The organism is Amycolatopsis sp. NBC_00355, from assembly GCF_036104975.1.
Classification (GTDB): domain Bacteria; phylum Actinomycetota; class Actinomycetes; order Mycobacteriales; family Pseudonocardiaceae; genus Amycolatopsis.
Window position 1 is genome coordinate 1,362,837 of the sequence record NZ_CP107982.1, and the last position, 12,072, is coordinate 1,374,908.

The following is a 12,072-nucleotide window of genomic DNA, read 5'->3' on the forward strand; positions in this document are numbered from 1 at the left end:
CGTTGTGTAACCTCCGAACGGAAATGGCGACCACCACCGACCCCGCGCAGACGTCCTCGACCGGACTGGCCGAGCGACTTCTCACGCCCTCGCGATTCCCGTACCGCACGATCGCGATGGGCACGGTCGGCAGCACGCTGCTCATGATCGCCGCCTTCGGCGCCGGCGGCATCCTGATCAAGGACCCCGTGCTCGGCCACGGCCCGCTCTCGTGGATCCGCTACGGCCACGGGCGCATGCTCGCCAACGCCGTCCTCTACACCGGCTTCGGCCTCGTGGTGTGGGCCTGGGTCCGGCTCGGCCGCTACGTGCTGGCCGGCCGCATCGGCAGCCGCCCGATCCTGGTCGCCGCGGGCTGCTGGATGGCGCCCCTGCTCATCTCGCCGCCGCTGTTCACCCGCGACGTCTTCTCCTACCTCGGCCAGGGCGCCCAGCTGCTCTACGGCCTCGACCCGTACGCCAACGGCCCCGCCGAGCTCGACGTGCTGCCGAACGTGGTGCAGAACGTCCACCCGCTCTGGCAGACCACCCCCGCGCCGTACGGGCCGCTGTTCCTGCTGATCTCCAAGGGCGTCGTCGCCGTCTCCGGCGACAACATGATCCTCGGCGTCATCCTGATGCGCCTGGTCCTGCTGGTCGGCCTCGCCGGCACGCTGTGGGCGCTGCCCCGGCTGGTCAAGCACCTCGGCGGCAAGCTCCCGGTCGCGCTGTGGCTCGCCGTGGCCAGCCCGATGATGGTCATCCACCTCTTCGGCGGCCCGCACAACGACCTGATGATGCTCGCGTTCCTCACCATCGGCGTCCTCGCCGCCCTGGAACGCAAACACGTCGTCGCGGTCGTGCTGGTGACGATCGGCATGCTGATCAAGCCCACCGCGGCGATCGCCCTGCCGTTCATCGTCTGGATGTGGGCCAACCACATGGCCGGCGAGTCGAAGGTCCGCAACTTCCTGCGCGCCGGCGCCGCCTCGGTCGGGCTGTTCCTGCCGGTGTTCGTCGCCGGCACGTGGATCTCGCTGGGATCGCTCAACCTCGGCTGGTGGTCCGGCCTCAAGGCCCCGCAGCTCATCGCGAACTGGCTCAACATCCCCACCGGCATCGGCGAGGTCTTCTACAACCTGGTCCACCTGGTCGTCGACGTCCAGGTCTCGCCGTTCGTCACGGTCGCCCGCGCGGCCGGCATGCTCCTGCTGATCGGCATCGGTGTCCGCCAGTGGTGGCTCGCCCGCAGTGGCGGCAACGAAGCCGTCTACCGCGCCGGCATCTCCCTGCTCGCGGTGGCGATCCTCATGCCGCCGACCCTGCCGTGGTACCTGACCTGGGGTTTTGTGCTGCTGTCGGCGTTCAAGTGGCAGCCCCGGCACCTCGCGGTCGTCGTCGCGGTCGTGGTGTTCGTGACCCTGGTCTACTACCCGACAGGCGAACAGGCGCTCTACGACTGGTGGTTCATCGCCCTCGTCGTGGTGGCGAGCCTGTACTCGGCGGCGTCGCTGCTGCGCCCGGACCCCCTGGGTCTCATCGACGCCTGGCGCCGCCCGGAGAAGTTCCTCCGCGACTAGAGCGGTCAGAACCGCCCTGAACACTCACGACCCGGTCCAGCCGCGCCAGGTGTGGATCAGCGTCGAGACCACCGCGTGCTCCGGGGGCCGCTCCGCGTACTGGCCGTACTTCGCCACCAGCCACGACACCGGCTCCGCGCGGTCGGCGTCGGACAGGACCCGCGCGACGCCGTCCGCGCGGGTCCACCACAGGCGGGACCAGTCCTCGTCGTAGCCGTCGGCCAGGAAACACACCGCCGGGTTCTCCGCGATGTTCGCCAGCCGCCGCAACGCCGTCGTCGACTTCGGTTTGTGGTCCACCGCGAACACGATCCGGTCGCCGTGCACCGCGAACGTCACCGGGACCAGGTGCGGCACCCCGGCCGCCGACGCCGTCGCGAGCCGGGCCACCCGTGCGGCGGCGAACCGGGAGCGAGCCTCCGCGGGAAGCAGCCTCATGTCAGCGCCGGGGAGTCGAACGTCAGCGTCCCCAGGTCCGCGTCCAGGGTCACCGGCACACCCAACGGCAACGTCGGCGACGACGCCACGTGACCGAACCCGAACTCGCTCAGCATCGGCACTCCGAGCGGCCCCAGCCGCTCCAGCAGCAGCGCCTCGACGTCCGCGGGGGCGCCGCACGCCGCCCAGGAGCCCAGCACGATGCCGCGGACGCCGGCGAACCAGCCGCTGCGCAGCAGCTGCGTCAGCATCCGGTCCAGCCGGTACACGCTCTCGGTGACGTCCTCCAGCAGCACGACCGCGTCCCGCGCCGACCCGTGCTCCGGCGTCCCGATGCCACCCGCCAGCAACGACAGGTTCCCGCCCACCAGCCGTCCGGAAGCCCGCCCCGGCACCAACGCCGACGCCGCGGCTCCCCGGACCACCAGGTTCCGCTCCGGCTCGAACAACGCCCGCCGCAGGTGCTCCACCGCGACGTCGTCGAACAGCACGCTCGCCGGCATCGGGGAGAACAAACTGGACAGTCCCAAGTGGACGTCCACCGCCCGGTGCAACGCCGTGATGTCACTCGACCCGGCCAGCACCTTCGGCCCCGCCTCGCGCAACACCGCCCAATCGACCAAGTCCAGCATCCGCTGCACGCCGTAGCCGCCGCGCGCGGCCAGCACGCACCGCACACCCGGGTCCAGCCACGCGTCGGTGAACTCCGCCGCCCGCGCGGCGTCCGAACCGGACAGGTACGGCGGCGACCCCGGTTCGGCCCGCACACACGGCCCGATCCGCAGCTCGACGCCCCAGCCGCGCAGCACCGGCAACGCCTTCTCCAGCAGGTCCGCCGGCACCGGACCGGCCGGCGCCACCAGGGCGACGGTGTCGCCGGCCCGCAACCGCGGCGGCCTCACGACGACAGCTCCAGCCGCGGCACACCCGGCACGTCGAACCCGAACACCTGGCCGTAGAAGGACAATTCGGCCTCCAGCGCCGCGATGATCGTCTCCGCGCGGCGGAACCCGTGCTGCTCACCGGGGAACCGCTGGTAGGCGTACGGAATCCCGCGCCCGGCCAGGCCGGCCACGAACCGGTCCGCCTGCTCCGGCGGGCAGATCCGGTCCTCCAGGCCCTGCTGGAACAGCACCGGCCCGGCCAGCGCCCCGGCGTTCGCCAGCGGCGACCGGTCGACGTAGCGCTGCCGGTGCGCGGGCAGCGCCCCGACCAGCCCCTCGAGGTAGCGCGACTCGAAGTCGTGCGTCTCGCCGCCGTCGCCGGTCCACCCGGCGAGGTCCACGATCGGGTACATCACGGTGCCCGCGCGGTAGGTCTTCGTCGTGGTCAGCGACGCCGCCGCGGTGAACCCGCCGGCGCTGCCGCCCCGGACCGCCAGCCGCTCGCCGTCGGCCAGCCCGGCCGCCACCAGCGCCTCGGCCACCGCGACGCAGTCCGCGACGTCGACCAAGCCCCACTGCTCGCGCAGCCGCTCCCGGTAGGCGCGGCCGAACCCGGTCGACCCGCCGTAGTTGACGGCCGCGACGGCGAACCCGCGGCTGGTGAAGTACGCGATCTCCAGGTCCAGCACGGGCAGGTGCTGGCCGGTCGGGCCGCCGTGGACGTGCACCAGCAGCGGCGGCACCTCGCCATCCGGCGCGGTGAACTCCGGGTTGGACGGCGGGTAGAGCACCACCGGCACGGTCTCGCCGCCGGTCGTCGTGAACACCCGCTCGTCCGGCACCGGCACGTGGGACACGGCCAGTTCCGGCTGCTGGGTCAGGTCGGTCAGCAGGTCCGCGTCGATCGCGTAGTGCACGACGCCGGATTCTCGGATCGGCCCGGCCGCGACCCCGGCGACCCCGCCCTCGTACGCCGCGAACCCGGAGCTCGACCACGCCGTCAGCTGGTGCGCCACGGTGGTCACCGAGCCGTCCGCCTCGTCCAGCACGGCCAGCCGGCTCGCCGCCAGCACCGCGTGGCGGCCGCCGCCGAGGGGGACGAACCAGCGCCCGCCCGGCTTCCAGAGCGGCCCGCCGAGCTCCCGCTCGACCGGCGCCAGGTTCGTCAGGGTCCCGTCGAGGCCGACGCGGTGCAGGTTCCACCAGCCGTCCGGGTCCAGCAGCGCCAGCAGCGTGTCCGCCGACTCCCACTCGACCTGGCAGACGGCGACGTCCGGGCCGCCCGCCAGAACCCGGTGCGGGCCGAACCTGCCGTCGTCGAGCACGGGAGCGACGCACAGCTCGGTGCCGTCCCACGGCATCGCCGGGTGGTCCCAGCCGAACCACGCCGCGTGGCGCCCGTCCGGCGACAGCTTCGGCACGGTCAGGAAGTGGTGGCTCGCGCCCAGCACCCGCTCGGCGCCGCCGGCCACCGCGATCGCGACCAGCTCGCGTTCGACGTCGGCCGGGCGCTCGCCGACACTGCGCTCCCGCACCGCCCAGACCTCGCCGGGGCGCCCCGTCCCGAGGTCGCCGTAGCGGACGGCCTGAGGCACCGCGGGCTCCGGAGTGAGCGCCACCACACCACCTGGCCCCTGGGCGTACACGCGCTGGTCGGCCCAGTGCGTGAACACCACCACACCGCCGACGGCCACCCACGGCTTCCCGCCGTACTCGTGCAGCCGGTTGCGGACGTTCCACGGCGCCGGGAGCACGTCCTCGGTCCCGCCGCCCGGCAGCGCGCGCACAAGGGCCACCCGACCCTGCTCACCAGGCCTTGCTTCGGCCCACCACACCTCTTCGCCGACGACGTCGAGCCATTGCGGGCCGCCGCCGGCGGCGGCCACCTCGGCGGCGGAGATGGGCGAGGGCCACGTTCCGTACGGGGAGATCGGAGACACCCCCAGAGGCTAGCGGCCCGGGAACGAGGGGCGGCGGATGCCGATCATGCGCCGGTGGCCTAGGGTCGTTGGTGCTATGTCTCGCGTAATCCACGTCTTCCGCCAGCCGGATCGCTTCGTCGCCGGCACCGTCGGCGAGCCCGGCGACCGCACCTTCTACCTCCAGGCCTCGGAGGAAGTGCGGACGATCAGCGTCTCCATCGAAAAACAGCAGGTCGTCGTCCTCGCGGAACGGCTCGGCTCGCTGCTCGAAGAGGTGGCGAGCCGCTTCGGCGCCGATGTGCCCGAAGACGCTCCCGACGACCTCGTCGACCTCGAGCCGCTCACCGTGCCGGTCGAGGAGGAGTTCCGCGTCGGCACCATGGGCCTCGGCTGGGACGCCGACTCCAGCGCCGTCGTCATCGAGCTGCTCGCCATCACCGAGGGCGAGGTCGACGAAACGGTCGTGCTGGACGACACCGAGGAAGGCCCGGACGCCGTCCGCGTCTTCCTCACCCCGGCCGCCGCGCGGGCCTTCGCCGAGCGCGCCGACCGCGTCGTCAACGCCGGCCGCAAGCCGTGTCCGCTGTGCGGCGAGCCGCTCGACCCGGCCGGGCACATCTGCCCCCGGCAGAACGGCTACCGGCGCGACACCGACGCGGGCGAAGACTGACCATGGCCGACACTCCGGCGGAACAGCCGGACCCGGCCGACCCGGCGTCGCGTGAGCTCGTCACGCACGGCCGCATCGACGTCGAGGGCCGGCTCGTCGACGCCTCCAACGTCACGCTGTTCTGCGCCATCGAGCTCGACGGCGTCACCGGCACCGTCGTGTACAAGCCGGTGTCGGGGGAGAAGCCGCTCTGGGACTTCCCCGACGGCACGCTCGCCGGCCGCGAGGTCGCCACCGCGATCATCGCCGAGGCCAGCGGCATCGGCGGGATCCCGCCGACCGTGCTGCGCGACGGCCCGTTCGGCCCCGGCATGGTCCAGCTGTGGATCGAGACGACCGAGGACGACCTGGTCGAGGTCCGCGCCCCCGACGAGCTGCCCGACGGCTGGCGGGTCGTGCTGCACGCCCACGACCGGTTCGGCGAGCCCGCGGTGCTGGCCCACGCCGACCACCCCGGCCTGCGCGATCTGGCCGTGCTCGACATCGTCGTCAACAACACCGACCGCAAGGGCGGGCACCTCCTGCCGGGCGTCGACGGCCGCGTCTACGGCGTCGACCACGGCATCTGCCTGCACACCGACCCCAAGCTGCGGACCGTGCTGTGGGGCTGGATCGGCGAGCCGGTGCCGCCGGACACCGTCGAGAAACTGCGGAAGCTGCGCTCGGAGATCGACGGGAAGCTCGGCGAACAGCTGGCCGAGCACATCACCAAGTTCGAGATCCGGGCCCTGGCCGAGCGCACCGACCTGCTGCTCGCGGAAGGCATCTTCCCCGAGCCCGGCGACGACTGGCGCGCGGTTCCCTGGCCCCTGTTCTGATGACGGCGGTCCTCGACGACGCCGCGCGCGCCCGGCTCGTGACCCGCTTCGGCGCGGACGTGGCCGGCCCGTGGTGCGACGCCCTCCCGGACCTGGTGGCCCGGCTGAGCGCCCGCTGGGGCCTGGCGGTCCGCGAGGCCCGGCCCGGCAACACGGGCCGCACCCTGCTGTGCACCGGCCCCGGCGGTGACCTGCAGGTCCTGAAACTGACCCCGGACCCCGAGATCGCCCGGCTCGAGGCCGCGGGACTGCGCGCGTGGGCCGGCTGCCTCCGGGCCGTGCAGCTCCTCGACACCGATCTCGACGCGGGTGCGATCCTGCTCGAAGGCCTGGTTCCCGGCACCGAACTGCGCGGCCGCGACGTCCCGTGGGCCGGGATCGGCGACCTGCTCACCCAGCTGCACAGCGTCGCACCCCCGGCGGACCTCCCGTCGCTGACCGAGCGGGTGACGTTCATGTACGACATCACCGACCGCACCGTCCCCGGGTCAGCGGCCGAGCCCCACCTGACCCGCGAAGTGCTGGCCAGGGCCCGGCACCGGGCGCTCGCCCTGGCCTCCGCCGGCGGTCCGGTCGCGGTCGTGCACGGCGACCTGCACCCCGGCAACGTCCTCGACGCCGGCCCCGGCCGCGGCGTGGTCGCCATCGACCCCCGGCCCAGCGTCGGGGACCCGGCCATGGACGCCGTCGACTGGGCCTTCCTGCCGATGGCGGCGGGCGGGACGATCGACGACGGCATCACCTTGCTCGCCCCGCACGTGCCGCACCTCGACGCCGAGCGCGTCCACGCCTGGTGCGTCGCGCTGGCGCCGCTGCTCGCGCACGGCCCGCTGCGCCGGGGCGAGCACACGCCGTTCACCGACGCCCTGCTGGAGATGGCGCGCTGACCGGCGTGGCGTCACCTGCCCAGGTCCCTCGGACCACTACCTTCGCTGGTCGTGCGCTCCCATTCCTATGACGACGTGCTCGCCGGCCGGCGCCGCAAGAAGGTGCCGGAAGTCCCCGCCGAGCGCGGTCTCGTGGTCGAAGACCCGGCCAGCGGCTACTGCGGCGCGGTGGTGAAGATCGAATACGGCAATGTCGTGCTCGAAGACGCCAAGGGCCGCCACCGCGTGTTCCCGCTCGAGCCCGCCGGGTTCCTCCTGGAAGGCAAGCCGGTCACGCTCGTGCCGGTCAAGACGGTGCAGGCACCGGTCAAGCAGGTCTCCGCGTCCGGCTCGGTCAAGGTCCAGGGCCTGCAGGCGCGCGTCGCCCGCGACTCGCGGATCTGGGTCGAGGGCAAGCACGACGCCGAGCTGGTCGAACGCGTCTGGGGCCACGACCTGCGCGTCGAAGGTGTCGTCGTGGAACCCCTCGACGGGGTGGACGTGCTGTCCGACCGGATCGCCGAGTTCGGCACCGGCCCCGGCCGGCGGCTCGGCGTGCTGGTCGACCACCTGGTGCCCGGCAGCAAGGAATCCCGGCTCGTCGAGGGCGTCCGCGACGAGAACGTGCTGGTCACCGGGCATCCCTACATCGACGTCTGGGAGGCCGTGCGGCCCGAGGCCGTCGGGATCAGGGCGTGGCCGAAGATCCCGCGCGGCACCGAGTGGAAGCAGGGAATCTGCGACGCGCTCGGCTGGGGGCAACCTTTCGAAGGCTGGCAACGTGTCCTGAGCGGGGTGAGCAGTTTCCGCGACCTCGAGACCCCGCTCATCGGGGCCGTGGAACGGCTCATCGACTTCGTCACGGAGCCGACGGAAGAGGGCTGAATGTCTGATTTGTCCAAGGTCACGCGTGGGTCACGTCCCGTCACCACGCCGGTGCGAACCGGCACGATCTGAGAGCATGAAGCCATGGCATGGGCACTGGTCTGGTTGATCGTCGGCATCGCCCTGATGATCGCCGAAGTCCTCTCCGGCGACTTCGTGCTGATCATGCTCGGCATCGCCGCGTTGTTCGGCGCGGGCGCCGACGTGCTCACCGGAAACCTGTTCGTCGACGTCGCCGTGTTCGCCGTGACCTCGGTCGGGATGCTGGCGCTGGTCCGGCCCGCGCTGAAACGCCGGTTCCTCGCCGGCTCCGGCCACCGCACCGGGATCGACGCGCTCATCGGCGCCCGCGCCGTCGTGGTGTCCACAGTGGATTTCGAGGCGGGGCAGGTGAAACTCGCCGGGGACGTCTGGTCCGCGCGCAGCATTTCCGAACAGCACGAGCCGATCGCACCCGGGACCGCGGTCACCGTGGTCGAGATCGCCGGGGCCACCGCCGTCGTGTCGGCCGAGCTGTGAGCCTCGGTCTGGTGCGCGTGCCCGAAGGCCGGGCCGCGGTGATCGAGCGCCTCGGGCGGTTCCGCACCGTGCTCGGCCCCGGCCGGCACTTCGTGCTCCCGTTCGCCGACCGCGTCCGCACCCGGGTCGACCTCGGCGACCAGATCCTGACCAGCCCGCCACGCGCGATCGAGGCCGGCGACGGACACGAGGTCTTCGTCGAGTTCGCGGTCACCTTCGCGATCACGGATCCACGGCCGGCCACCTACGAAATCACCAACCCGGCGATCGCGATCGAGCAGCTGACCCTGACCGCGCTGCGGCAGGAAGCGGGCCTGACCACGGCCGAGCGCGCCGTCACCGCGCCCGGGGACCTGCACCGTACAGTGTGGACGGTCCTGCGGGACACCACAGGACGCTGGGGGATCACCGCGAAGGAGCTCGAGCTCGCGGTCCGCCCGCCTGCGGCGCCCGGAACACCGTCAACCGCGCAAGAATGGTACTAGGTAAGGGGAAAAGCTCTTGGGGACAGCAGCGATCGTCGTAGTCATCGCCTTGGTCCTGTTCGTGATCGTCGTGGTGGCCAAGGCGATCATGGTCGTGCCGCAGGCGCAGTCGGCCGTGATCGAGCGGCTGGGCCGGTTCCGCACGGTGGCGTCACCGGGCCTCACCTTCCTGGTTCCGTTCCTGGACAAGGTGCGGGCCCGGATCGACCTGCGTGAGCAGGTCGTCTCGTTCCCGCCGCAGCCCGTCATCACCGAGGACAACCTGACGGTGTCGATCGACACCGTCGTGTACTTCCAGGTCACCGACTCGCGTGCCGCGGTCTACGAGATCTCGAACTACATCGTCGGTGTCGAGCAGCTCACCACCACCACGCTCCGCAACGTGGTCGGTGGCATGAGCCTCGAGCAGACGCTGACCTCGCGCGACTCGATCAACACCCAGCTGCGCGGCGTGCTCGACGAGGCGACCGGCCGCTGGGGCATCCGCGTCGGCCGCGTCGAGCTCAAGGCGATCGACCCGCCGCCCTCCATCCAGGACTCGATGGAGAAGCAGATGCGCGCCGACCGTGAGAAGCGCGCCATGATCCTCACCGCGGAAGGTCAGCGGGAATCCGCGATCAAGACCGCGGAAGGCCAGAAGCAGAGCCAGATCCTCTCCGCCGAAGGTGCCCGCCAGGCCACCATCCTCGCCGCCGAGGCCGAGCGGCAGTCGCGCATCCTGCGGGCGCAGGGTGAACGCGCCGCGCGCTACCTGCAGGCGCAGGGCCAGGCGAAGGCGATCGAGAAGGTGTTCGCCGCGATCAAGGCCGGCCGCCCGACGCCGGAGGTGCTGGCCTACCAGTACCTGCAGACGCTCCCGCAGATGGCGCAGGGCGACGCGAACAAGGTCTGGATGATCCCGAGCGACTACGGCAAGGCCCTCGAAGGCTTCGCCCGCGCGCTCGGTGCCCCGGGCGACGACGGCGTCTTCCGCTACGAGCCGCCGAAGGACGACGACGTCCCGGCCAAGCCCGAGCTCGAAGACGAAGAGGTCGCCGACTGGTTCGAGACGAAGAGCGACCCGAAGGTCGCCGAGGCCGTCGCGGCCGCCGAAGCCGTGGCACGTCAGGAAGTCCCGGCCCTCGGGGTGCCCAGCAGCGCGCCGCCCGCGCGGCCGCAGATCCCGCGTCCGTCACAGCAGCAGGCTCCCGCGCCGGAACCCGAAGCCGACGAGGACCGCGGCACCGAGGTCACCCCCGCGCCGCCGAGGCAGCCGTCGACGCCGCCGGCCGGTCTGCCCCAGCCGCAGTCGCCCCTGCAGTCCCAGCAGCAGTCCGGTCCGCCGCAGGGTGGGGCCTACCAGGGCCCGCCGCCGCAGTCCCCGCCGCCGGGGCAGTTCGGCGGTCAGCAGAACCCGGGCAGCGGGCCGTTCCCGCAGCAGCCTCCGTTCGGCGGCCCCCAGGGCGGCCCGCGCCGCTGACGTTGTGATCCGTGAAGGCCCCCTTACCGGCTCTTGTGGCCGGTAAGGGGGCCTTCACGGCGTTTCAGGCGCGGCGGTAGACGCTCGCGTCGTCGATGTCGGCGTGCGAGCGGTCCCTCAGCCGGATCACGCAGAACACCGAGACGACCGCCGACAGCACGATGTAGCCCGAGATCGAGTACGGCGTGCCGGTCTGGTGCAGCAGCCACGTCGCCAGCAGCGGCGCCGGGCCGCCCGCGAACACCGACGCCAGCTGGTAGCCCAGGCCCGCGCCGCCGTAGCGCAGGTGCGTCGGGAAGCTCTCGCCGATGAGCGCGGCCTGCGGGCCGTACTGCAGGGCGTGCGGGATGAACGACACCACGACGATCACGAACACCAGCGCGTGCCCGCCACTGGTCAGGATCGCGAAGTAGGGGAACGCGATCAGGCCCGTGAGGACGACCCCGCACAGGTAGACCTTCTTGCGGCCGTACCGGTCGGACAGGTGCGAGAAGAACGGGATCATCAGCAGCTCCAGCGCGGCGCCGACGAGCACCGCGTTGAGCACGAACGTCTTGCTGAACTCGTGCCGCGCCACGACGTAGATCAGCACGTAGCTGGTGAACAGGTAGAACGGCATCTGCTCGCTGAAGCGCACCCCGGACGAGAGCAGGATCTCGCGCCAGTGGTGGCGGATCGCGTCGAGCACCGGGGTCTTCGCGGTTTCGCCCTTCGCGACGAGCTTGGCGAACATCGGCGTCTCGAGGATCTTCAGCCGGATCACCAGGCCGATCGCGACCAGGATCAGGCTGGCCAGGAACGGCAGCCGCCAGCCCCAGGAGTCGAAGTCCTCGGGGGACAGCGTCGCCGACAGCAGGGTCATGCCGCCGGTGCCGAGCACCAGCCCGACCGGCACGCCGATCTGCGCGGAACTGCCGAGCAGCCCGCGTTTCTTCTGGTCACCCCACTCCATCGCGAGCAGCACCGAGCCACTCCACTCGCCGCCGATCGCGATGCCCTGGACCAGCCGCAGCAGCACCAGGATCAACGGTGCCGCGAACCCGATCGCCGACGTCCCGGGCAGCAGCCCGACCACCCCGGACGAGACGCCCATCAGCAGCAACGTGACGATCAGCGTCGTCTTGCGGCCGATCCGGTCGCCCCAGTGCCCGAAGATCGCGGCACCGACCGGGCGGGCCGCGAAGCCGACCGCGTAGGTCGCGAACGACTGCATGGCCCCCGCGTAGGCGCTCGACGCGGGGAAGAACAGGTGCGGGAAGACCAGGGCCGCCGCCGTGTTGTAGAGGAAGAAGTCGTACCACTCGATGGTCGTGCCGATCGCGCTCGCCAGCGCCGCACGCCGTACCTGCACCCGCCCTGACTTGCTGTCCGGTTCCACCTTGTGAGTGATTCCATTGTCTCCGAGGACCATCTATCAACACCTCCGGTGACCGACGTCACACAACAGTGTGACCGTCCTCGACGAATTCGGCGATCGATGACGGAGAAGTTGTTCAACCCGTGAAGGACCCCCGCCCCCGCAGACCAGGGTCCCGGCGAAGTCCTCGCCCAGGTGAGAGCAGTCCGG

At 71.8% G+C, this 12,072-nt stretch carries 12 protein-coding genes; 8 read left to right on the forward strand and 4 right to left on the reverse strand.

Going from position 1 to position 12,072, the window contains the following annotated elements; all coding sequences use genetic code 11:
• The first annotated feature begins 23 nt into the window (after positions 1–23).
• Complete coding sequence (mptB, locus tag OHS18_RS05290; RefSeq protein WP_328455505.1) at positions 24–1,559, forward strand: polyprenol phosphomannose-dependent alpha 1,6 mannosyltransferase MptB; 1,536 nt, start codon at positions 24–26, stop codon at positions 1,557–1,559.
• Positions 1,560–1,583: 24 nt separating this feature from the next.
• On the opposite strand, the gene OHS18_RS05295 is transcribed toward mptB, so the two are convergent.
• The 3 genes from OHS18_RS05295 to OHS18_RS05305 are packed head-to-tail and all read right to left on the reverse strand — an operon-like array spanning position 1,584 to position 4,821.
• Positions 1,584–1,997 (reverse strand): TIGR03668 family PPOX class F420-dependent oxidoreductase, encoded by a 414-nt coding sequence (locus OHS18_RS05295; protein ID WP_328455503.1) that lies wholly within the window; start codon positions 1,995–1,997, stop codon positions 1,584–1,586.
• Positions 1,994–2,899: a S66 peptidase family protein gene (locus tag OHS18_RS05300; protein ID WP_328616143.1), complete on the reverse strand. Its 906-nt coding sequence runs from the start codon at positions 2,897–2,899 to the stop codon at positions 1,994–1,996. The genes OHS18_RS05295 and OHS18_RS05300 overlap by 4 nt, the downstream gene beginning before the upstream one ends.
• A complete protein-coding gene (locus OHS18_RS05305) occupies positions 2,896–4,821 on the reverse strand; it encodes a prolyl oligopeptidase family serine peptidase (protein ID WP_328616144.1) in 1,926 nt (641 codons plus the stop codon). The genes OHS18_RS05300 and OHS18_RS05305 overlap by 4 nt, the downstream gene beginning before the upstream one ends.
• Positions 4,822–4,897: 76 nt before the next feature.
• On the opposite strand from OHS18_RS05305, the gene OHS18_RS05310 reads away from it, so the two are divergent.
• The 7 genes from OHS18_RS05310 (at position 4,898) to OHS18_RS05340 (ending at position 10,505) form a co-directional block, all read left to right on the forward strand.
• Positions 4,898–5,473: a DUF3090 domain-containing protein gene (locus OHS18_RS05310; RefSeq protein ID WP_328455497.1), complete on the forward strand. Its 576-nt coding sequence runs from the start codon at positions 4,898–4,900 to the stop codon at positions 5,471–5,473.
• A gap of 2 nt (positions 5,474–5,475) precedes the next feature.
• Positions 5,476–6,291 (forward strand): SCO1664 family protein, encoded by an 816-nt coding sequence (locus tag OHS18_RS05315; protein ID WP_328616145.1) that lies wholly within the window; start codon positions 5,476–5,478, stop codon positions 6,289–6,291.
• Positions 6,291–7,178, forward strand: a complete 888-nt coding sequence (locus OHS18_RS05320; RefSeq protein WP_328616146.1) for an aminoglycoside phosphotransferase family protein — start codon at positions 6,291–6,293, stop codon at positions 7,176–7,178. Before OHS18_RS05315 ends, OHS18_RS05320 begins: the two co-directional genes overlap by 1 nt.
• A gap of 51 nt (positions 7,179–7,229) precedes the next feature.
• Entirely contained in the window at positions 7,230–8,042 is an 813-nt protein-coding gene (locus tag OHS18_RS05325; protein WP_328455493.1) for a DUF3097 domain-containing protein, read from the forward strand.
• Positions 8,043–8,126: 84 nt separating this feature from the next.
• A complete protein-coding gene (locus OHS18_RS05330; protein WP_328455491.1) occupies positions 8,127–8,561 on the forward strand; it encodes an NfeD family protein in 435 nt (144 codons plus the stop codon).
• An 11-nt stretch (positions 8,562–8,572) separates the two neighbouring features.
• Positions 8,573–9,046 carry an SPFH domain-containing protein gene (locus OHS18_RS05335; protein WP_328616147.1) on the forward strand — a complete coding sequence of 158 codons (474 nt, stop codon included), beginning with the start codon at positions 8,573–8,575 and terminating at the stop codon, positions 9,044–9,046.
• A gap of 88 nt (positions 9,047–9,134) precedes the next feature.
• Entirely contained in the window at positions 9,135–10,505 is a 1,371-nt protein-coding gene (locus tag OHS18_RS05340) for an SPFH domain-containing protein (protein ID WP_442874478.1), read from the forward strand.
• A gap of 64 nt (positions 10,506–10,569) precedes the next feature.
• Here OHS18_RS05340 and OHS18_RS05345 read toward each other — a convergent pair whose 3' ends face one another.
• A complete protein-coding gene (locus OHS18_RS05345) occupies positions 10,570–11,916 on the reverse strand; it encodes an MFS transporter (RefSeq protein ID WP_328616148.1) in 1,347 nt (448 codons plus the stop codon).
• Between the last annotated feature and the right edge of the window lie 156 nt (positions 11,917–12,072).

What these genes read in the sequence shown, in the direction of transcription:
- mptB (WP_328455505.1), top strand. Translation starts at nt 24, where the DNA reads ATGGCGACCACCACCGACCCCGCGCAGACGTCCTCGACCGGACTGGCC.
- OHS18_RS05295 (WP_328455503.1), bottom strand. Translation starts at nt 1,997, where the DNA reads ATGAGGCTGCTTCCCGCGGAGGCTCGCTCCCGGTTCGCCGCCGCACGG.
- OHS18_RS05310 (WP_328455497.1), top strand. Translation starts at nt 4,898, where the DNA reads ATGTCTCGCGTAATCCACGTCTTCCGCCAGCCGGATCGCTTCGTCGCC.
- OHS18_RS05315 (WP_328616145.1), top strand. Translation starts at nt 5,476, where the DNA reads ATGGCCGACACTCCGGCGGAACAGCCGGACCCGGCCGACCCGGCGTCG.
- OHS18_RS05320 (WP_328616146.1), top strand. Translation starts at nt 6,291, where the DNA reads ATGACGGCGGTCCTCGACGACGCCGCGCGCGCCCGGCTCGTGACCCGC.
- OHS18_RS05330 (WP_328455491.1), top strand. Translation starts at nt 8,127, where the DNA reads ATGGCATGGGCACTGGTCTGGTTGATCGTCGGCATCGCCCTGATGATC.
- OHS18_RS05340 (WP_442874478.1), top strand. Translation starts at nt 9,135, where the DNA reads ATGGTCGTGCCGCAGGCGCAGTCGGCCGTGATCGAGCGGCTGGGCCGG.
- OHS18_RS05345 (WP_328616148.1), bottom strand. Translation starts at nt 11,916, where the DNA reads ATGGTCCTCGGAGACAATGGAATCACTCACAAGGTGGAACCGGACAGC.